This window comes from Streptomyces prunicolor, assembly GCF_045162825.1.
GTDB classification, from domain to species: Bacteria; Actinomycetota; Actinomycetes; order Streptomycetales; family Streptomycetaceae; genus Streptomyces; species Streptomyces prunicolor.
Map to the genome: position 1 here is coordinate 5,049,605 of NZ_CP108676.1, position 18,832 is coordinate 5,068,436.

General features: G+C 68.5%; 24 protein-coding genes. 8 read left to right on the forward strand and 16 right to left on the reverse strand.

Annotated features, from left to right (window positions below):
* Positions 1-3 precede the first annotated feature (3 nt).
* Both OG588_RS22970 and OG588_RS22975 read right to left on the reverse strand, forming a co-directional pair.
* Positions 4-948, reverse strand: a complete 945-nt coding sequence (locus OG588_RS22970; RefSeq protein ID WP_405948954.1) for a hypothetical protein — start codon at positions 946-948, stop codon at positions 4-6.
* A 463-nt stretch (positions 949-1,411) separates the two neighbouring features.
* Positions 1,412-2,533 (reverse strand): FAD-dependent oxidoreductase, encoded by a 1,122-nt coding sequence (locus OG588_RS22975; protein WP_405948955.1) that lies wholly within the window; start codon positions 2,531-2,533, stop codon positions 1,412-1,414.
* 53 nt (positions 2,534-2,586) lie between these two features.
* Between OG588_RS22975 and OG588_RS22980 the strand changes: the two genes are divergently transcribed.
* Positions 2,587-3,297, forward strand: a complete 711-nt coding sequence (locus tag OG588_RS22980) for a TetR/AcrR family transcriptional regulator (RefSeq protein ID WP_405948956.1) — start codon at positions 2,587-2,589, stop codon at positions 3,295-3,297.
* Positions 3,294-3,797, forward strand: a complete 504-nt coding sequence (locus tag OG588_RS22985) for a hypothetical protein (RefSeq protein ID WP_405948957.1) — start codon at positions 3,294-3,296, stop codon at positions 3,795-3,797. The genes OG588_RS22980 and OG588_RS22985 overlap by 4 nt, the downstream gene beginning before the upstream one ends.
* Positions 3,798-3,920: 123 nt before the next feature.
* Here OG588_RS22985 and OG588_RS22990 read toward each other — a convergent pair whose 3' ends face one another.
* A complete protein-coding gene (locus tag OG588_RS22990) occupies positions 3,921-4,151 on the reverse strand; it encodes a hypothetical protein (RefSeq protein WP_366093161.1) in 231 nt (76 codons plus the stop codon).
* A gap of 296 nt (positions 4,152-4,447) precedes the next feature.
* On the reverse strand, positions 4,448-5,053 hold the full coding sequence (locus OG588_RS22995) for a TetR/AcrR family transcriptional regulator (protein ID WP_405953186.1): 606 nt from the start codon (positions 5,051-5,053) through the stop codon (positions 4,448-4,450).
* A gap of 100 nt (positions 5,054-5,153) precedes the next feature.
* Between OG588_RS22995 and OG588_RS23000 the strand changes: the two genes are divergently transcribed.
* Together OG588_RS23000 and OG588_RS23005 are read left to right on the forward strand one after the other, a co-directional pair.
* Complete coding sequence (locus OG588_RS23000) at positions 5,154-5,564, forward strand: hypothetical protein (RefSeq protein ID WP_405948958.1); 411 nt, start codon at positions 5,154-5,156, stop codon at positions 5,562-5,564.
* A 144-nt stretch (positions 5,565-5,708) separates the two neighbouring features.
* A complete protein-coding gene (locus OG588_RS23005) occupies positions 5,709-6,185 on the forward strand; it encodes a DUF3592 domain-containing protein (RefSeq protein WP_405953187.1) in 477 nt (158 codons plus the stop codon).
* On the opposite strand, the gene OG588_RS23010 is transcribed toward OG588_RS23005, so the two are convergent.
* The 6 genes from OG588_RS23010 to OG588_RS23035 form a co-directional block, all read right to left on the reverse strand.
* Positions 6,172-6,699, reverse strand: a complete 528-nt coding sequence (locus OG588_RS23010) for a hypothetical protein (RefSeq protein WP_405948959.1) — start codon at positions 6,697-6,699, stop codon at positions 6,172-6,174. The two genes, OG588_RS23005 and OG588_RS23010, sit on opposite strands and share 14 nt — an antisense overlap.
* Entirely contained in the window at positions 6,651-6,998 is a 348-nt protein-coding gene (locus OG588_RS23015) for a hypothetical protein (protein ID WP_405948960.1), read from the reverse strand. The genes OG588_RS23010 and OG588_RS23015 overlap by 49 nt, the downstream gene beginning before the upstream one ends.
* Positions 6,999-7,193: 195 nt before the next feature.
* Entirely contained in the window at positions 7,194-8,090 is an 897-nt protein-coding gene (gene sigJ / locus OG588_RS23020; RefSeq protein ID WP_405953188.1) for an RNA polymerase sigma factor SigJ, read from the reverse strand.
* Positions 8,091-8,182: 92 nt separating this feature from the next.
* A complete protein-coding gene (locus OG588_RS23025; RefSeq protein ID WP_405948961.1) occupies positions 8,183-8,998 on the reverse strand; it encodes an SDR family oxidoreductase in 816 nt (271 codons plus the stop codon).
* A 14-nt stretch (positions 8,999-9,012) separates the two neighbouring features.
* Positions 9,013-9,438, reverse strand: coding sequence for a hypothetical protein (locus OG588_RS23030; RefSeq protein WP_398849771.1), 426 nt, complete (start codon positions 9,436-9,438; stop codon positions 9,013-9,015).
* Between the two features lie 64 nt (positions 9,439-9,502).
* Positions 9,503-9,973: a GNAT family N-acetyltransferase gene (locus tag OG588_RS23035; RefSeq protein WP_405948962.1), complete on the reverse strand. Its 471-nt coding sequence runs from the start codon at positions 9,971-9,973 to the stop codon at positions 9,503-9,505.
* A 64-nt stretch (positions 9,974-10,037) separates the two neighbouring features.
* On the opposite strand from OG588_RS23035, the gene OG588_RS23040 reads away from it, so the two are divergent.
* Both OG588_RS23040 and OG588_RS23045 read left to right on the forward strand, forming a co-directional pair.
* On the forward strand, positions 10,038-10,289 hold the full coding sequence (locus OG588_RS23040) for a hypothetical protein (RefSeq protein WP_405948963.1): 252 nt from the start codon (positions 10,038-10,040) through the stop codon (positions 10,287-10,289).
* Between the two features lie 93 nt (positions 10,290-10,382).
* On the forward strand, positions 10,383-10,763 hold the full coding sequence (locus tag OG588_RS23045) for a hypothetical protein (protein WP_405948964.1): 381 nt from the start codon (positions 10,383-10,385) through the stop codon (positions 10,761-10,763).
* Between the two features lie 209 nt (positions 10,764-10,972).
* Here OG588_RS23045 and OG588_RS23050 read toward each other — a convergent pair whose 3' ends face one another.
* The 4 genes from OG588_RS23050 to OG588_RS23065 form a co-directional block, all read right to left on the reverse strand.
* The gene (locus OG588_RS23050; RefSeq protein ID WP_405948965.1) at positions 10,973-11,479 is read right to left on the reverse strand and encodes an HAD domain-containing protein; all 507 of its coding nucleotides are present in this window, start codon (positions 11,477-11,479) and stop codon (positions 10,973-10,975) included.
* A gap of 96 nt (positions 11,480-11,575) precedes the next feature.
* Entirely contained in the window at positions 11,576-12,199 is a 624-nt protein-coding gene (locus tag OG588_RS23055; protein WP_405948966.1) for an RraA family protein, read from the reverse strand.
* A 46-nt stretch (positions 12,200-12,245) separates the two neighbouring features.
* Positions 12,246-14,447, reverse strand: a complete 2,202-nt coding sequence (locus tag OG588_RS23060; protein WP_405948967.1) for a phosphotransferase — start codon at positions 14,445-14,447, stop codon at positions 12,246-12,248.
* Positions 14,448-14,509: 62 nt separating this feature from the next.
* A complete protein-coding gene (locus tag OG588_RS23065; protein ID WP_405948968.1) occupies positions 14,510-15,553 on the reverse strand; it encodes a phosphotransferase in 1,044 nt (347 codons plus the stop codon).
* Between the two features lie 165 nt (positions 15,554-15,718).
* On the opposite strand from OG588_RS23065, the gene OG588_RS23070 reads away from it, so the two are divergent.
* Positions 15,719-16,576, forward strand: coding sequence for an HAD family hydrolase (locus OG588_RS23070; protein WP_405948969.1), 858 nt, complete (start codon positions 15,719-15,721; stop codon positions 16,574-16,576).
* Here the strand turns inward: OG588_RS23070 and OG588_RS23075 are convergent.
* Positions 16,566-17,426 (reverse strand): GntR family transcriptional regulator, encoded by an 861-nt coding sequence (locus tag OG588_RS23075; protein WP_405948970.1) that lies wholly within the window; start codon positions 17,424-17,426, stop codon positions 16,566-16,568. The two genes, OG588_RS23070 and OG588_RS23075, sit on opposite strands and share 11 nt — an antisense overlap.
* A gap of 173 nt (positions 17,427-17,599) precedes the next feature.
* Here OG588_RS23075 and OG588_RS23080 point away from each other — a divergent pair, with 173 nt between their 5' ends.
* Positions 17,600-17,779, forward strand: a complete 180-nt coding sequence (locus tag OG588_RS23080; RefSeq protein WP_366093146.1) for a hypothetical protein — start codon at positions 17,600-17,602, stop codon at positions 17,777-17,779.
* A gap of 5 nt (positions 17,780-17,784) precedes the next feature.
* Here the strand turns inward: OG588_RS23080 and OG588_RS23085 are convergent, their stop codons facing one another.
* Positions 17,785-18,657, reverse strand: coding sequence for a GntR family transcriptional regulator (locus OG588_RS23085; protein WP_405948971.1), 873 nt, complete (start codon positions 18,655-18,657; stop codon positions 17,785-17,787).
* Positions 18,658-18,832: the final 175 nt, after the last annotated feature.

Below are 18,832 nucleotides of genomic sequence, written 5' to 3' on the forward strand. Positions count from 1 at the left end.
ATTTCAGTCCTGCGTACGATCTCCGTCCCGCGGGGGTTGAAGGAGCACGTGGCCGGGTCCGGGGGGTGTCACCTGCGAGGGGCCAATTGCGGGTGTGCTCGATGTACCCAGGGTTCGAGGGATCACCACCCGGTTCTCGCCGAAGTACCGCCGGATGGAATCCTGACGCGTCGTACGCATCCACAGCGGAGCCCCGATGAGGATGCGGCGGACGCCGTCCAGCTCCGGCTCCACCCGGAAGTCCCAGCGCCCCGGAGTAAGGACCACGTCCCTGTATACGAGAGCGACGTACTCGGTCGCGTCGAACCCCAGCACTGTGTAGGCACGGGTCTCGGGACGGCCCAGATGGGCAGCGGGTTCGGTGTAAATGCCCTGTGACATTGCGACCTTGAGGATCTCCACGGCAAGCTGCTCATCGTCAAACGGAAACTCGTGTCCCGTTCGCGTGCTCACCTCTGCACCCCGGAGGGCGATGAACTCCTCGATCATCGGGGCGGCCGACGAAGTCCACCCACCGACAGAGTCCTGCTCCGGAACTGCGAAACCCCTCAGGTTCTTCAGGCTCCCGAACAGGCAGAGATCGACGCGTCCCTCCCGCGTGATTGCCTGTGTGTGAATCACGGCGGTGCGCTGCTGTAGGCGGTGCTGCGGGTGCCCCCATGTCTGGAACTCCGCCACCTCGGCATGGCCTGCCCCCTGAACGAGTTGCCCAGAAGCCGGGGTGCTGAAGTCCGTGATGATGGACTTGCGGAGCTTCTTCTTGAGCTTCTCGGCGATGTCGAAGGTGGTGTTCTCCTGGTCCCTGCCGGCGAGGCTGACGCCGTTGCCCGCCAGGCCGAGATTGAGAGCGGGCTTGATGCGGGGATCCAGCCGGACCCCATTGTCGTCGATCACCTCGGTGACAAGGCGCTGGGACCAGTACACGTACCGGCCTACGGGTTGGCTCAACGCCTGCCTCCATCACGAATCGAGGCCGGTTCGGATGCCGCGGCCGCTCAGGTAGAGAAAGACGAACGGAGCTTGGCATGAGGTTCCCAAGACTCCCGTCGGTTGCCAGCCCTTATGCACGGCCTTCGGGCTAGTCCGGCTCCGCGCTGGATCTGACCGAGCAGAACGCGACGCTTCTCCCCTTCGTCTTTCGTGTGCCGCGCGGGAACAGCAGCGCCGTGCCCAGGGAACTGAACAGGGCCAGGTCACGACCGTCGCCAAATATCAGAACGTACGGGACTCCTGAGAACGAAGCAGAAGATCAGAATCGTCCCGACAACTCCGCTGGGACGCCTCCGCCGGAGACCGTCCCAGCGAAATCGACAACTCCCTGATCAGAACGGGTCCGTCTGCTCACCTCTACTGGGAATGGACAGAACCGGAAGGAACCGGACGGCGGCGGAGGAAGCACTCACGCAAGCGGTCAGGACGGCTGGACCCCGTCGAAGAGGGCGAGGGCTTCGGTGGGGTCCGGGCTCACGAGGCGTTCCAGGCCGGCCGCCGTGATCTTCGCCCACTTGCCGGCCCGTGCCCACATCCGCTCCTCGAAGGCGCGGACGGCCTCGTCCAGATCTCCATGACCGGCGGCGGCGATGGACTCGGCGAGTTCGGCGCCCTCCAGCAGTGCGAGGTTCGCGCCCACCCCCAGTGGGGGCATCAGGTGGGCGGCGTCGCCCAGCAGCGTCACCCCGGGGACGTGGGTCCAGGTGTGGGACACGGGCAGGACGTAGAGGGGGCGGTGGACGAAAGCGGTGCCGTGGCGGAGGAGGTCGAGGACGGGAGCGGCCCAGCCGTCGAACAGGGCCAGCAGGCTCGATCGCACGGCCTCGACGTCGGCCGGGTCCAGGTTCGTGCACCAGTCCAGCGGTGCGCGGAACTTGGTGTTCACCTTCACGTGGCCGCCGCTGTTGCGCTGGGCGACGAGGGAGCGGTTGGCGCCGTACACGGCCACGGAACCGTCGCCGATCAGCCGGGCGAGGTCGGGGTGGCGGGTGTCGATGTCGTCGAGGGAGGTCTCGATCGAGGTGACGCCGGTGTAGTGCGGTGTCACCGGCGAGACCGCCGGGCGGACCCGGGACCGGGCGCCGTCCGCGCCGACCACGAGGTCGAAGGTCTCCTGTCGCCCGTCCGCGAACTGGACCCGTACGCCGTCCCCGGTCCCCGGCACCACCCGCGTCACGCCCCGGCCCCACTGGACGTCGAGGGGGCCGAGCAGCAGGTCACGGAGTTGCCTGCGGTCGATCTCGGGATTGGCCCGGTCGTCCGGACGGGGTCGCCAGTCGCGCAGGACGGTCCCGTCCGTGTCCAGGATGCGCATGGCCTGCCCCTCGGGACGGGACAGCGCATGGAACTCCGCCAGCAGCCCCGCCTTGTCCAGCGCGAGCTGGCCCAGCCCTTCGTGCAGGTCCAGCGTGCCGCCCGGGGGGCGGGCGTCGGGGGCGGGATCGCGTTCGAGGACAGTGACGGGGTGGTCGTAGCGGTGCAGGACGCGGGCGAAGGCGAGGCCGGCGGGACCGCCCCCGACTACTGCGATGCGATGTCTCATGTCGATACACTGTATTGACCTCATACGACGTATCGCAACGGTACGGTGTGAGCATGACTGTGTGGGACCGGCCGGAGCCGCCGACTCGCCCCGTGACGCTCGACCGGGAGCGGATCGTCGCCGCCGCCATCGCGCTGGCCGACGAGGGCGGGCTGGAGGCGGTGTCCTTGCGCAAGGTCGCGGCCCGCCTGGACGCCGGTCCGATGCGGCTGTACAGGTACATCTCCACCAAGGAGGAGCTGTTCGACCTCATGGTGGACGAGGTCCAGGCCGAGATCCTCCCCGCGGAACAGCCCGGCGACTGGCGGGAGGCGCTGCGCACCCTCGCCCATCGCACCAGGCAGGCCGCGCTCCGCCACGAATGGCTGGCCGACCTGCTCGGCGGCCGCCCGGCCCTGGGCCCGAACGGCCTCGCCGTGACCGAGGCCACGCTGGCCGCCCTCGACGGCCTCACCGACGTCGACACCGTGATGCGCGCCGTGGAGACCGTCAGCGCCTACTTCATCGGCGCGATCAGGCGCGAGATCGCGAACCTGCGGGCCGAGCGCGCCACGGGCCTGTCCAAGCACGACTGGCAGCGCGCCCACGGCCCGCATGTGACGAACATGCTGGCCACGGGCCGCTTCCCGGCGCTGGCCAAGGCCGTGCACGAGGGCACGGACGTGGACGCCGAGACCTCCTTCGCGACCGGCCTGGACTGGGTCCTCGACGCCGTGGCCGCCAGACTCGCCCGAAGGCCGCCGGCGACCGGAGCGCCTCGGTGACGGCCGACATCCGCATCACCTGGACGCTGGGGACACATGGGTGGGCCGACTGCGTCATCGAGGACCACCGGGCGAAGGCGGAGCTGACCGCGTCCTACATCAGCGACGCGCCCGAGGAGTTCCTGACGGCGGTGGCCCGGCTCGTCGCGGGCGCGACGGAAGCCCGCGTCCAGTTCGAAGCCGAGCCGACCGCCTACCGGTGGCTCTTCCACCGCGAAACCGCGGATGTCCGGATCCGCTTGCTGGAACTACGTAGCGGCAGCGACCACGACAACAGAGGCACCGAGATCTGGTCGTCCCACCTTCCCGTCGACGCACTCGCCCGGGCCGTGCTCCGCTGTTTCGACGAGGTGGCGCGGACCTACGGCGAGAGCGGCTACCGAGGCAAATGGGGCGAGCATTTCCCCCGGACAGAACTCGAAGCCCTGAGACGTCTTCGGCACGCTCACCGCCACGACGACGGCACACGGCCACCGGCGCCGGCTGCTCAGGCTGAGTGAGCCGGAACAGCCGGACACCAGGAGACCCGCGGCGAGCGCGAGTACCGCCCGCCGCCGGGTCGTCCGTCGGTCGTTCACCCGCCCGCCCTGTTCCATCAGTGCCAGTTCGGTGGAGCGACGCGGCTAGAGCGGTTCCAGTTCGTTTCGTTCGCTGTCGAGGATCAGGTGGTCGCCGGGGTACGGCACCCACACGCCGATGCCGTTCGGCCAGGAGACGACCTCCACGGAGCCCACCGTGGCGAGGGGGGTCCGTAGGTAAATCGACTGGCCGTCGAACAGCGAGAAGGTGGTTCCGACCGGCTCGAAGCAGACTTCGACGGTCTCGCCCCGGGCCGCCGTGAACTTCAGATCCACTGTCTGCGGGCCGAGGGGACCGGTGGGACCGGTGGGTCCGATGGGTCCGATGGGTCCGATGGGACCGGTGGGTCCAGGGGCGCCGCTAGCTCCAGGCATCGATGATCTCCTGCGTCAGTGTCACGCGCCGGCGCGGTTCTGCCTCCCCGGCCCGCCAGTTGGGCGCCGCGGTAGAAGTCCTGCAGCTTCTCCGCATCCGGCTTGCTGGTGAGGCCTCGGAGCGCCGACTTCCGTGAGGGAGCCGCCGTCGAGCTTGGGGAGAGGGAGCTTGCCGCTGGGGTTGTAGGTTCCCCGGCCTACGAGAGCAGGGAGACGTCGGATGCCAGGGCCCGGGCGGAGTCGGCGAAGTACTGCTCGTCGGCGTCGGGGGCGAGGCCGAGGGTGACGCCCTGAGTGAGGCCGACGAACAGCGCTCTGAGCGCGGTGACCAGACGCCGGGCCTGATGTGGCGTCACGGTGCCGCCGTCGTACGACCTGCCGGTGAACAGCGCGATCAGGTGCTCCTCCTGCGACCGGACGGACGCGGCGAGTTGAGCCCCCAGATCCGGGTCGTGCAGAGCCATGTCCAGCAAGGTGATCTGGAGCGACAGGCGCGCTAGCGCGTCGGGGCCGTCGCAACTACGCCGGTAGTGCCGGGCGAAGGCGTCGACCGCCGCCGACAGATCCAGCCCGGCCGGTACCTCCCGCTCGATCTCTTCGTAGTACGGCCGCAGTTGATCGGCGACGACGGCGACCACCAGGCCGTTCTTGCTCCCGAACAGCGAGTAGACGGCACCGGTGGTCAGGTCGGCGCGTTCGGCGATCTCGTCGAGCCGGGCCCGGTACCCGTCCCGGGAGACGACGTGGAACGCGGCGTCCAGCAAGGCGCGGCGGTTGCGTTCCCGGGTCTCCGCTCTCGTCATTCTCATAGTTCGATTATTGCCGTAATCTCATTATGGAACCAGCCGAACGAACGATGAAACAGCTGACGAAACGTCGAACGAGCTTCGGGGAGGAACACTCATGGCCCGCGTCCCGGCACCTCCGGCACCTCCACCTCCGGTGACTCGCCTGACGGCGGGGATCATCGCCGACGGCGTCTTCAAGGTGGTGCTCGCCGCCGCCTACATCGCCGGAGCCGCCCCGCTCGGCCGCCTGCTCGGTGTGTCCGGCCTGCTGATGGTCGTCTCCGGCGTGGCCCTGCTGATCGGCGGCGGAATCGAGATCGGCTACGCACGCAGCCGACCGGTGCGCACCTGCCTACGGCTCATGGGTGCCTACGACAGCGGCTGGGGGCTGGCGGCCCTCGCCGGTCTGCTGATGGCGTGGCGGGGGAGCGGTGGCGGGGGTGAGGTGTGGATCGGGTACCAGACGGCCGCCCCGATCGTGTTCGCCGTACTGCTGGCCGCGGCCACCCCTACGCGGACGGCCTGACCTCGGGTACCCACCCCAATTGGCCACCGCCCTCCCGAACTGGCCACACTGATCACCGCAGTTGACCGTTTCGGGGCGAGGAAAGTCATGCGGGTTCGGGGTCAGGTACCGGGGCAGCGCGCGCACCGTTGGATCTTGTTCGGGGTGATCGCCTTCGGGGCGCTGTTCCTGGTCATAGGGGTGATCACGGCGGGGGTGTCGGTCTCGTTCCTGGCGGATGCGGAACGCGCCCCCGGCACTGTGGTGAGCCTGGAGTGGCGGAAGGACCACAGCAGTACGTCCCGCAAGAACCGGGCGAGCGACAAGCCCATGGCGTACCCGGTCGTCGAGTTCACATCGGCGGACGGTACGCGGCGGACGTTCCGGGACTCCACGGGGTCCAACCCGCCCGCGTACGACACGGGTGAGCGGGTCGAGGTGCTCTACCACTCGGACTCACCCGAGGACGCGCGGATCAACGGGTTCCTCTCCCTGTGGCTGTTGCCGTTGGTCTTCGGCGGGATCGGGCTGGTGATCGCGGCGATCGGGACGACGGTGGCAGTGCTGACCCGGAGGCGTTCGCGGGCCGCGAGTCCGCAAGCATCACCCCCTCGGCCCGACGCACTCCTCAAGGCGCCGTGACGACGGTCGCCGTAGTCTCCCCAGCCGCCGTAGTCGTGTCTCCGGCTCCGGGTCCGGGTCCGACTCCACGGGCACACCCCACGAGCAGGACGATCAACAGAGCCGGCGCGAGCAGCAGCGTGAACGCGGCGCCGTAGCCGGTCAGTTGGGAGGTGCCGGCGCCCAGGGCGGCGTTGAGCACGGCGGAGGACAGCGCCAGGATCGCGATCCGGCCGAGGTTCCGGTTGGTCCGCATCGCGCCGCTCGCCCGTCCCTGGTGACCGGGCGGGCTGTGCGAGAGGGACAGCACGGTCAGGGACGGGTTCAGCAGCACCGTGACCGGCAGACCTCGGGCCGCCCGCCGGGTGCCCAGTGGCAGCAGTCGCGGTGCGAGGGCCACGAGCAGACCGAGTCCACCGGCCAGGAACGGCAGATGCCGGACGTCCCAGCCCGATACGCCGTACTGACCGAGAGCGGCGCCCAGACTCACCCATCCCGCGAGCAGCGACGGGGGACGCGCCGGACGGTCGTCCACCGGCTCGACGGCACCAGCGCCGGCGCCAGCAGAAAACAGAAAACAGAAGCACCAACAGGACCTCGTAGTACGACCATCAGCGCGAGCGTCGGCAGCACGGTCAGCGCGGCCAGGCCGTAGAAGACCGCCCGCCAGGAACACCACGCGGACGCCAGCCCGGCCGGCGGAGGGCCCGCCAGTGACGGGACGATCCAGCGGGCGCTCATCAGGGCGAGTGCGCGGGGCCGCAGGCGTTCCGGATACGCCTGGCCGATGGCCGTGTTGACCGACACCGCGACCACCCCGGTCAGGAACGTCACCGCGACGAAACTGGAGGTGACGGCCGCCTACGTCCGGGACAACAGGCCCTCTTCGGCGGCTTCGACCCCCACGGGCCCGGGATCAACCATCGACGAGCACCGTCGGGTCAGTGTCCACGGCCGCACAAACTATGCGTCCGACGCACCCACGCACCACCCGTTCTCAAGCTGCACCACGCCTCACCCCCTCACCCCCTACGTCTCGCCATCGCCATACCCGTTCCACGCCCCCAACTTGTCCGGATTGACCACCAACCACAGATCGGTGATCAAACCGGCACCCCCCACCCCCACCGCGAGCACGGCGAACGTCGTACCGGCTATCCGTACCGCCACCCCGGGCGTCCCGTTCACGTCGTCCTCGACGAGTTCCATGTCGGGTTCCCGCCGCATGAGGCCGAGGAAGAGGCGGGACACCTTGTCGCGGCCGACGACCGGGCGCAGGGCCGCCCGTACCTTGCCGCCCCCGTCGCTGCGCGACTCGACCGCCGGGTCGAGCAACGCGACCAGCGCATCGAGATCCCCGGTCTCGCAGGCCTCGCGGAACGCGGAGACGACGCGCCCGTGTTCCGCCGCCGTACCACTGCCGGGCGGGCGGTGGGCCAGGCGTCGGCGGGCGGAGGAGGCGAGTTGGCGACAGGCCGCGGGCGTACGGCCCACCGTCTCGGCGATCTCGGTGAACGGCAGCCCGAAGACGTCGTGCAGGACGAACGCGACGCGCTCCGCGGGAGTCATCGAGTCGAGCAGCACCAGCATCCCCATGCTGACCGACTCGTCGAGGGTGATCCGGTCGGCGGGATCATCCGCGCCCGCACCACCCCCCGTACTGGCCCACCCCGCACCGTGCCGCACCGGCTCCGGCAGCCACTCACCGGTGTACCGCTCCCGCCGGGCCCGCGCCGAACCCAGCTGGTCGAGGCAGATCCGCGAGGCGACCCGGGTCAGCCACGCCATGGGCACGTCGATCGCCCGCTGCGCCTCCTCGGACAGGGCGTACCAACGGGCGTACGTCTCCTGTACGACATCCTCGGCGTCCTGCACCGAACCGAGCATCCGGTAACCGAGGTTGAGCAGTCGCCGCCGCTCGGCCATGAGGGAGCCGAGGGTGGGGTCCTGGGACGATGAACCGGGCGTAGATCCGGGTGAAGTGGACGACGAACCGGGTGAAGTGGACACAGCGGTGATCATCCTCCCCGTACGGACGGTCGGCCGGACGACCGACCGCCCCGCACCACATGCCGCGCGAGCCACTCGTCGAACGTCTCACTCCCCCGCGCCCCGGGTACATCGGCCGCGCCCGCGTCGGCGACCGGCAACTGCCCGTCCCCCGTCATCGCCGCCCCGACCGCACCCGGCATCCGCACCGGCACCACCAACCGCCGCTCCCCCCTCGCCCGCAGCAACCGCCGCACCATGTCGACGAGTTGCTCGACGCGCGGCCCGGCGAGATCCGGGGCCATGCCTTGCGCGGGCCCCGTCGCGAGCCTCACCAGTTGCCGCGCGACCTCCCGCGCGGCGATCGGCTGGGTCCGCATCCGCGGCACCACCGCGAACGGCCCCGGCACCCGGTCGAGGGTCTGCTCCGCGAACTCGTGGAACTGCGTCGCGCGCAGCACGGTCCACGGCAACGGACCGTCCTTCACCACACTCTCCTGGCGGAGTTTGCCCCGGTAGTAGCCGAGGCCGACCCGGTCGATACCGACGATCGACAGCACCACGTGATGCCGTACGCCGGCCCGCTCGCCCGCCTCCAGCAGATTGCGCCCGACGGCGTCGAAGAACGCGACCGACTTCCGCGCGCTCGTGGTGGTCACGTTGCTCACGTCGACGACGGCATCCACGCCATCGAGTGCGGCATCGAGCCCAGCACCACCCCCGCCCGAGACGAGGTCCACACCCCGCGACCGGCTCAGCACCACCGGTTCCCGCCCGGCCGCGACCAGCTCCTCGACCACGTACCGCCCGACCAGCCCGGTACCGCCCGCCACCGCAACCCGCATACCGACCCTCGCCTTCACTTGGTGTCACCCCGCCGTCCAGGAGACACCGGCACCAGCAGCACCGCCGCCAGCAGTACGAGCGCGGCGAGGAACACCACGTTCAGCACCTGGTCCCGCGTCCCGTACATGTCGAGATGCTGCACGTGATAGCTGAAGTGCAGCACGTTGAAGACCAGCCACACCGCGCCCGTCGTCTGCACCAGCCTGGTGTTCCGCACCTCGCGCAGCGCGACGATCGTGAGGAGGGCCAGCGCGAGGAACATCGCCCCCGCGTCCTTGACGAGGTGCTCGTTGTAGGGACCCAGCTGGGGCAACCAACTCAGCCCGAGCCCAGGGAAGTTCGCGTACCACCCCGTCGGCGAGAAATAGGCCCAGCCACCTGTGTACAGCCCGACCACGGCCAGCAGACCGAGGCTGACGTACCGGATTCGTGTGCTCATACCTGTCATACCCGTACGACGACGCAGCCCCCGCGAATGTCAGGGCGGAGGACAAAGCAACAGGTCAGGCGGCCGGTCCCCGCACCATGAACACATCCACCGCGTCCTCGGCGTCGACGACGAACCCGTACCGCTCGTACAACCGCCGAGCCGGACTCCCCTGCAACACATTCAGCCGTACGACGCCGATGCCGCCCCCGCCATCGATCCCGCCCCGATCACACCGCTCCAGCAGCTCCCCCAGCACACCGGAACCGATCCCACGCCCCTGATGTTGCGCGCCCACATAGAAATGCTCCAGCCAATGGCAACGGGCGTCCCCGTCCGGCCGTAGCGCCACGCACCCGGCGAACGCCCCGTCCACCTCGATCACCCAGGTCCACTCCGCCACGAACCCGTCCCGCAGCCGCTGCCGCACACGCCGCTCGTCGTACCGCCCGAGTCGTTCCAGATCGCCGCGCAGCACGACGGCACGCAGCTCGGCGATCGCGTCGACGTCGGCCGCCGACGCGGGCCGTATCTCCCAGTCAGCCATGATCGGCACGCTACCGCGCGTAAATCGATAGAACCCGGGCGGCCCCGCCTGCTGAAATGACCCGATGCGCGACGCCGACGACACATCGACGATCACGGACCGAGGCCGGCACGAGAACGCCAACACCCCCTGGGACCAGCCGACTTGGCGGAACGCGGCCCTCGACTGGGCCACCCGCGAACTCACGGCAAGGGGACTACGAGAGAGCGGAACGGCCGGACGGCGGGTACGCCTACGCCCCTGGTCCGTCCTGGTCCGCATCCCCGTCGAGGACGCCGACACCACCCACCACGCTACGGCCGCCTCCACCGTATGACTGAAGGCCAATCCCCCAGCCGGCGCCTTCGAGGCCCCCCTCGCCGCCGCACTCGCCCACTGGGTCCCGGAGTACGTCCTGAAACCCCTCGCCGTGGACGCCGACCGCGGCTGGTCCCTGCTCCCCGACGGCGGCGACCTCTTCTACCAGGTCCTCGACCGCAACCCCGCCGACCCCCACGCCTGGGAAGAACCGCTGCGCCAGTACGCGACGATGCAGCGCGCCCTCGTCCCGTACACCAAGGACCTCGAACAACTCGGCGTCCCCAGCGCCAGGACGACAGCACTCCCCCAAGTCTTCGACGAGACAGTGGAGTTCATCAGGTCGGTCACCGAGAAAACAGCGGCGCCGCTACGACACCCCGCCCCCGACGTTCCTGGTCCCGGCCGAGCAATTCACCGAACGCTACGGCCCCGAGTCACTGCCCCGCCTACGGGACGCCTACCTCGACCCCTGGACGTGAAACGGCCGTAGCAGCAGGGAACTTCGCCGCGCACTCACCCTGGCGGGACGGCTCGGTGTCATCGGACGTGCGGTCACCTGGGGCCGGATCTTCCCCGGCGCGTCCGACGAGACGCGGGCGACGGGCGCGGCGGGCGCGGCGGAGAGCACGAAGCGCCTGCTGCAACTGGCAACGGCCGAGCCCCCGTTCTGAGATCTGTACGTCAACTGCCCGCCGCCCGCTACCGGTTGGCGTCCAACCACGCCCGCACGGCAACGAGATCAGCGCCGGTGATCCCGTACCGGGGGTCAACTCGCTGCAACAGCGCCCGTTCCGGATGATGGGCGCTCACCCAGTCGCGGTCGGCGTCGCGGATCTCGTCGTCCACCCAGATGAAAGGCCGCCCGGCGGCCCAGGCGACGAGCGGCCGAGTCTTCCAGTGCAGGCCACTGACCGCGCTCCCACCCGCACCCGCACCCTCCTCGGCCGGGTCGGGCCAGTCCACCAGGGGGAGTTGGGGCAACCCGAGCCAGGGCGCGACGCACACGTTCGCATCGTCCATCCAGGTCGTCGCCCACACCAGTTCGCACCGCAACGCGGCGAGCCGGGGCCCGAGCGAGGGGTCGATCCGGGTCAGCAGGGGCGGGGCGGCGGCGACCGGCGGCGCGAACCCCGGCTCGTACACCGGGTAGGGCCGCGACGCACCGAAGGGGAGCAGGGTCCCGTCGACATCGAGGAAGAGAAGCATCGACACCAGGATCGGCCACTTCCCTCCCCGACGCCACGCGCATCACCCCCACTTCGCACTCCCAACTCCGCATTCCCCACTCCTACTCCGGACACGTCACCCCTCGAACCCACCCGCGCGCAGCAGCTCCTCGACCCGGGCCCGATGCGCCGCCTCCCACTCGTCAAGGCTCTCGTCGCCCTCCTGAACCAGCCGCGCCAACGCCCCCGCGAGCACCTCGGCCCGCCGCGCACCCGGCACGACCACGACCCCGTCCTCGTCGGCCACCACGACATCCCCGGCGTCGACGGCGACGCCCCCGCACCGCACCCGCTCGTTCAACGGCAGTACGGCCTTCTTGGCCCCCGGGATCGGCACGGTCCCTCGCCCGAACACGGGGAACCCAGCCGCCCGCACCTCCCCGACGTCCCGGATCACCCCGTCGACGACGAACCCGGCGATCCCGCGCCGCTGCGCGACGGCACAGACATTCCCCCCGGCGAGCGCGTACTCCACGTCACCCGACTCCACGACGACAACCGAACCGGGCTCGGCCCGGTAAATGGCCGCGTGCAGCATGAGGTTGTCGCCGGGAGGACACCGCACGGTGAAGGCCGGCCCGGTGAGACGCGGCATCGGCCCCCACAGCGCCCGGACCCCGAGGTCCAACACCTGCTCGTGGCCGAGCAGATCGGCGAGGGTGGTCGTGGGGATGTCCTCGAATTCGGTGGCATCAGTCATACGGCGGACGCTACCGGTCGTCGCCCGCCTTCAAGTCGCCGTCTCCCTACGCCAACGCCCGGGCGAGATAGGGGTTGACTCCTCGGCGGACGGTCAGGCCGAGGAAACCGAGGGCCTCCGTCAGGGTCATCGTGTACGAGTCCACGGCGCGGCGGACGTTGGGAGCGTCCAGGCTCGCGCGGGTGACGAGGCGATCCAGATCCACGTACGCGGACCGCACGATCTCGACCCACCGGTAGACGCGCCAGTCCTTCTGCCAGTCCTTCGTGCAAACGGCGGGCAGGTAGCTGTCCCAGCGTTGGAACAGGCGCTCACGGATCTCCGGCCGGGTCGGCGTGAGGTGCATGTGCCGGACCAGGTCGTACAGCGGATCGCCGACCACGGCCATGTCCCAGTCGATGATGGTCAGCGCCAGATCGTCGTCACGGCGGATCAGGTTCCACGGGTTGAGGTTCCCGTGCAGCAGCGCGGAAGCTCGGTCGCTCACTCTGTGCCGGGACAGGATCTCCCGAAGGCGTGGAGCGTCGGGGAGCCCCACGAACCGGGCCAGTTGCCACGACTCCTTCGGCAAGTTCCCCACCAGCTCGACGAGTTGTTCGGTCAGCCGGTGGAAAAACCCTCCGCCGTCGGCGACCGCGTCGATCGCGCGACAGTCCACCTCGGTCAACGCGTCGAGTTGGTCGACGAGCCCGTCCGCCTCGTGCGGCAGCAGCCCGTCCACCGGGTGGCTGGCCTGCTTGCCGAGGTCGACCGGACCCTCGTAGGTGTGGATGGCGAACGCGTCCTTGGAGTACGTCTGCGTGTCGACGGCGTAGTCGGCGTGGCTCTCGCCCAGTGCCAGCACCCTCGGTGCCGCCACCGCCACGTGCGACCGCTCGATGGCCCGCAGCACGACGTGCTCTCTGAGAAAGCCGTGCTCGCGCAGGTGGAGGTTCGCCACGCCGCGCCGCACCACGACCGGGAAGTCGGTGCCCGGTACCCGGACCACGGTATTGAGATGCGCGGTGCCTTTGAACACCCGCTCGGCGGGTGCCGCGCTCTCCAGGAAGAGGGCGTGCTTGACAGCGGAGTAGGGGAAGTCGGGATGTTCGGGCACGCGCGGGTCCGGTTCCCAGGCGATCGCCGAACCGCCGGCCGTACCGGGCCGTGCCGTCCCGCGGGCCGCGGACACCTGCCAGCGGAACAGGATCCGCTCGATCTCGCGCTCGCCCGGCACATGAGTGAGCCGTAGCGGCTCCGCCCCCGCCTCCAAGGCCCGCCGGACGACCGCCGTCGCGTCGTCCAGGCTCTTCTGGTCGAACCGTCCCTCCAGGGACTTCACAGCCCGCATGACGTCCGAGTAGACCGACTGCGCCCGCTCGAACTCGACGTAGTGCGGTAGATCCTCCGCCACACCGTTGGCGGCTGAAGGCCGGACGGCCTTCATGGCGTCCGCCCAGGAGTCGACGACCTCTGCCCACTGATGGTCGGGATACTGCATCCGGACGAGGTGGGTCGCCAGATCGTGCAACGGGTCACCGTATGTCGCCAGTTCCCAGTCGACGCAGATCAGCGGCGGATCACCAACGTACGACATGATCAGGTTGTCGCGGTGCAGGTCCGCGTGGAGCAGGCTGTACGGTCGCCGCGTCATGGCGGGTACCCGCTCGGCCAACCGGATCAGGGCGTCCTCGGCGATACCGAGGGACGCGAACAGGCCACCGAAACAAGGCCAGTTGGGTTGACGGATCTGGTCGTCCGCCAGCACGGCCAGGGTCTGCAGAAAGCCCTGGCTGTCCGTGTGGTCGGTGGGCCAGAGCGCCGGCCTGGGCGGCAACGCCCCATCGCGGACCTGGGTCATCCCGGCGAGGAGGTCCGCCAGCGCCGCGACGAGCAACGTGTCGACCGGCTTTCCGTTTCCGCAGACGCTGGAGAGCGGTACGCCTTCCACATAGCTGTGGACGGCGAAGCCGTGCCCTTCGACAAGGCACTGCGGCACATGAGGCAGCACGCTCTTGACGGCCCGCAGGATCTCCGCCTCGTTCTGCCAGGTCCTGATCACCACCGACAGGGCATCGGTGCGCGGTATCCGCACGGTCACGGACGTGCCGACTGGAAGGTCCACCAGCCGCGCCAGGTTCTCCGGCAGCGGCAGCACGTAGTTCTGGTTGTGGAAGCCACTCGTGGCCGCCTGTCCGGAATTCACCGCGCTCGTCTTCAGCGCCTCCAGACCTGCGAGGCGGGGATCACGAGGTATGCCCAACGACATGGCACTCCAAGCGTGTTCGTTCTGCCGACGAAACCACACACACATGGAAACAGGTGGTGATGCTAGCGGACGAGCGCCGCCGCGATCCGCGATCTGCTCGGAATCTCGATCAGCCCCAACGGACCCGCGGCGGCCGTGAGAACGGACTGCAGTTTGCCGACCACCGACGGAAGCTTGACCCAGTTGACTCTCGACCCGTCACGCAGGGAGAGCGACAGGCGAATGACGTCGGTGAACACCGACTGCGCTTTCTTGAAGCCGAGAAGGCGTTCCAGGTCCTGTTCCCAGCCCTGTGCGCTGCGGGGTCGTACCCTTTGGACGACTCTGAACCATTCCTCGACGACACGGCGTTCCTGATCCGCCGGATAGGACATCAGGTAGAGGTTGGTGGCCAAGTCGTAGAGCGGATCACCCAGCATCGCCAACTCCCAGTCGATGGCCCAGAGTTGGCCGAGTGGGTCGAGGACCAGATTCTCTCGGTGGAGGTCGCCGTGCAAAAGACAGAAGTCACGTTCCCTCAGCCCGGAAACGCTCTTTCTGAGCTGGGCGAACGCCTCATCGCCGATACCGAGATCTTCGAAGAGCCTCCCGAAATCCGGGCGGTTCCTCTCGTAGACCTGCTTCTCGACGAAGACGATCAGACGCTCCAGGAAGCCGTCGCAGTCACCGTCCTCGGCGCGGTCGTCGGGCTCGCAGCGCCGATTCACGTCGAGCATGTCCGGCGTGATCCGTGCCATCTCCTGGAAGAGGTCGACGATCTGGTCGAGGACCGCCTCAGGGATTCTCCGATCGCCCCAGGGGCGCGCCTTGAGGGTCCGGCCCTCGATGAACCCCTGTAGCGCCATGCCCGCGATGTCGTGAATGGCGGGGATGCGGGCGACCTTCCCGTGCAGAGCGCGGAGCAGATCCTCCTCGGAGCGGAAGCATCTGCGATCGAACCAGAGGATCTCCTCGCGCGGCTCGCGGAACTTCACGATGCGCGTCTCACCCGGGATGGTCAGGACGTACGTCTCGTGGTGGTAGCCCTTGAGAGGGCCTTTGACCACGCTGTTCACGCCGCCCAGTTCGTCGGCTCGCTGCCGGACGCCGGAGAGTTGGGATGTCATTCGCTGCGTTCAGCCCGTTCCGGTTGAGCCGATGAGGTAAGGGATGAGGCACGTTACTCCACGGACTTCGAGCGCCGGTGAAGAACCCGCCCATTGAACTGCCGCGGGCGACGGTACGTACGTTCGCTCGACGCGCCGACAGAGCCGACGGACTCGGGCGGGTACGTGCCCGGGCCGGACCCCGGTCGTTGGAACAGTGGAAAACACGCCTCTCTCCGGGACAGGCTGTCGCGACGACCTAGGAGCCCCATGATCGACGCGACCAACGCGACCGACGACCAGGACGCGTTGCCGCGCCTGCTCACCGGCGCCCGTGCCGTGCTGTTCGACTTCGACGGACCCGTCTGCGACCTCTTCCGCGGTGTACCCACGGACGATGTCGCGGAGCAGGTGAAGGAGGCGGCACGGCCGTACTGGGGCTGGCGCGATCCGGAGGGCCAGGGCCGGTTGGATCCGGAAGTCGAGTCCTGCTACGACTCGCACGGCATCCTCCGCCGCCTCAGGGACATGTACGAGCGGCCGGCCTCGAAGAAACTCTCGCCGGAGCCGCTGGTGCTGGCGGAAAAGATTGTCACCGGGCAGGAGACCGAGGCGCTCCGGACCGCCGTACGCGCCCCGCACATCGTCACTCTCGTGGACCTACTGCGCGAACTCGGCCTGCGTCTCGTGGTCGTGAGCAACAATGCCGAGGGCCCGATCAACACCTATCTCGAACACCCGGATTTCCACGACAAGTTCGAGGGCGTTTTCGGCCGCGACCCGAAGGACGCTCGCCACATGAAACCCCATCCCCATTGCGTGGGCCGGGCCCTCGAACACCTCGGTCTTCACGCTCCCTCGTGCATCCTGATCGGCGATCAGGTCACCGATCTGAAGGCGGCTCGGGCGGCCGGCACGCGCTTTGTCGGATACACCCGGGAAGAGACGCGGGCCCTCGAAATGAAACAAGGCGATGCGGACGCCGTGGTCTCCACACACCTTTCGATCGTCATCGCCGCCGAGAAGGTCCGGGCTAATCAGTGAGATGCCCCCATACGGAGTCGAACCACTCCTGCATGCCCGTCACGAACACCGTGCCCTGCGAAGGGAGTTCGGCGTCCATCACATGGTGGGTGAGACCGGCGCCCAGGCCCTCGACATCAAGGGCGCCTTCGATCACTTCACGGTCCTCCATTTCGATGGACCGCTTGTACACCTTGTACGGGCCGACCACCGCCTCTGTCCCGTTCAGAAGATAGAGCTTGAAGTGCGGCATCAGCCGGCTCCGGCGGATCTCGAGATCCACGGACGGCACGAGCCCCGTCGTCTGCAGGTCGCTCAGCGCGGTGCGCAACGACTCGGTGTAACGCCTCGTGATGTTCAGGAACCGCGCTTTCAGACGCTCGTCCTGAGCGGGCTGTCCGGTCCGCCAGTACGGGAGTTCAAGTGATTCGGAGGGCAGCATCATGCGCAGGGCGATGCGCTGCGGGGCGATCTCCTTGGCCCGTATCCGCTCCGCCTGCAGGCGGATGTGCGCGCCGAGAGACTCGGACGTCAACGTGAAGACGTCCAGGGTCACTTCACGCTGCCCGAAGGCGTGATCGATGAGCGGACGGAGCGTGACCATCCCGCTGCTCGTCGGGGAGTGGACCTGCTGGCCCTTGACGACCCTGGACCCGCTTCCCTGGCGCGTCTCGATCCAGCTCTCGCTCCGCAGCTCCCTGAGAACCTTCTGCACGGTGTCACGGGAGACCCCGAACTCGTCGGCCAGTTCACGCTGCGGAGGCAGGAACGAACCCTTGGGGTAGACGCCGTCGTTCATCCGCGCCCGCAGCTCACCCGCGACGCGCTCGAACTCCCTGCCGCCGCCATCGCCCGGGGTGCCGTCACTCACACGGCGACCGTACCTCTCATCGCCACCGAGCAAACCACTTCCAGTCAAATCACCCCACCAATCTTGACTGCCAGTTAAGGGATCAACAGTCCAGGGAACAACAGAATTACGTCAACCAGTCCAATTGGACGGGTAGTTGATCGCTTCTCGGGAAGCGGTGGTTTGGGGGAGTCGTGATCGTTCAACTGGTGTTTGAAGTCTTCACCGTGGGCCTCGGCCAACTGCTCCAGTCACGCTACGGCGCGCTCGGCATCCTGTGCCTGTTCCTCCTCGGAGTCGGCCTCCGGTCACGCGACACGACCTGCCTGTGCGCGGGAGCCGTGGTCTTCGTCCTGCTGATGACCCAGGCCTAGGAGAGCTAGTCGGTGAGCCACGTCCAGACGGACTCGAACCAGGTCGTCATGCCCTCCACGAAGACGGACCCCGGCGAGGTCGGATCGGCGTCCTTCACGTGATGGGTGAGGGTGGCACCGTAGCCCAGCACGTCGAGTGCCGTGATCTTGTCGCCGTCGTCCAGGACCACCGTGCGCTCGATGACCGTGTAGACGCCGTGCAGCACCTCGGCACCGTTGATCACGTACAGCTTGAAGGTCGGTATCAGTGGCGCATGCCGGATCTCCAACTCGACGGACGGGACCAGGCTTTCGGCCTCCAGCGCCGTCAGCACCTCGCGCAGGGACTCCGTGTGCCGCTTGGTGATGTGATGCAGACGGGCCTGCAGCCGCGGATCGTCCGGGTCGTCCTTGGCCCGCGGATACGGCAGGGTCATCGACTCGGTGGGCAGCAGCACACGCAGGGCGATGCACCGAGGAGCGATGTTCTTGGCGCGGATCCGTTCCGCCTGCGTGCGGATGTGCGCGTCCAGGGACTCCGACGTCAACGTGTAGACATCCAGGGTGACTTCGGGCTGTTCGAACGCCTCTCCTATGAGAGGCCCCAGCATCAGCGCCCGGCGTGACCTGCCGGCCCTGGGCGACCAGGACTGAATGCGCTGGTTCTTGATGACGCGGGAACCCTTGCCCTGCCGGGACTCGATCCAGCCTTCGCTGCGCAGTCCCTCAAGGACCCGCTGCACGGTGTTGCGGGAGACCCCGAACTCCGTCGCGAGCGCCGACTGCGCCGGCAGGTAGGAGCCCAGCGGATACACCCCGTCCGCCATCCGGACCCGAAGTTCCTCCGCGACCCGACGGAACTCCTTGCCGCCGGAGTCGGCCTTCCTTGTCCCCGTCACGCTCGGTATGTACCACCCGCAGGTGATCGGCGAACCGCATTCAGTCAGGCAAGAGGTCAGTCAACTCGCAGGTTAATGGGTCAGGTTGACCGAGCAATTCTGCAGGGCTGCTCACATCGCCGGCGGCATGGCTCCGCAGGCGCGGCAAGCGGTCCGGCAGGCAGAGCAGTCGTAT

Coding starts and splice junctions, on each gene's coding strand:
- OG588_RS22975 (WP_405948955.1), bottom strand. CDS start 2,533: ATGAGACATCGCATCGCAGTAGTCGGGGGCGGTCCCGCCGGCCTCGCC.
- OG588_RS22980 (WP_405948956.1), top strand. CDS start 2,587: ATGACTGTGTGGGACCGGCCGGAGCCGCCGACTCGCCCCGTGACGCTC.
- OG588_RS22995 (WP_405953186.1), bottom strand. CDS start 5,053: ATGACGAGAGCGGAGACCCGGGAACGCAACCGCCGCGCCTTGCTGGAC.
- OG588_RS23000 (WP_405948958.1), top strand. CDS start 5,154: ATGGCCCGCGTCCCGGCACCTCCGGCACCTCCACCTCCGGTGACTCGC.
- sigJ (WP_405953188.1), bottom strand. CDS start 8,090: ATGGCCGAGCGGCGGCGACTGCTCAACCTCGGTTACCGGATGCTCGGT.
- OG588_RS23025 (WP_405948961.1), bottom strand. CDS start 8,998: ATGCGGGTTGCGGTGGCGGGCGGTACCGGGCTGGTCGGGCGGTACGTG.
- OG588_RS23030 (WP_398849771.1), bottom strand. CDS start 9,438: ATGAGCACACGAATCCGGTACGTCAGCCTCGGTCTGCTGGCCGTGGTC.
- OG588_RS23035 (WP_405948962.1), bottom strand. CDS start 9,973: ATGGCTGACTGGGAGATACGGCCCGCGTCGGCGGCCGACGTCGACGCG.
- OG588_RS23040 (WP_405948963.1), top strand. CDS start 10,038: ATGCGCGACGCCGACGACACATCGACGATCACGGACCGAGGCCGGCAC.
- OG588_RS23050 (WP_405948965.1), bottom strand. CDS start 11,479: ATGCTTCTCTTCCTCGATGTCGACGGGACCCTGCTCCCCTTCGGTGCG.
- OG588_RS23055 (WP_405948966.1), bottom strand. CDS start 12,199: ATGACTGATGCCACCGAATTCGAGGACATCCCCACGACCACCCTCGCC.
- OG588_RS23060 (WP_405948967.1), bottom strand. CDS start 14,447: ATGTCGTTGGGCATACCTCGTGATCCCCGCCTCGCAGGTCTGGAGGCG.
- OG588_RS23065 (WP_405948968.1), bottom strand. CDS start 15,553: ATGACATCCCAACTCTCCGGCGTCCGGCAGCGAGCCGACGAACTGGGC.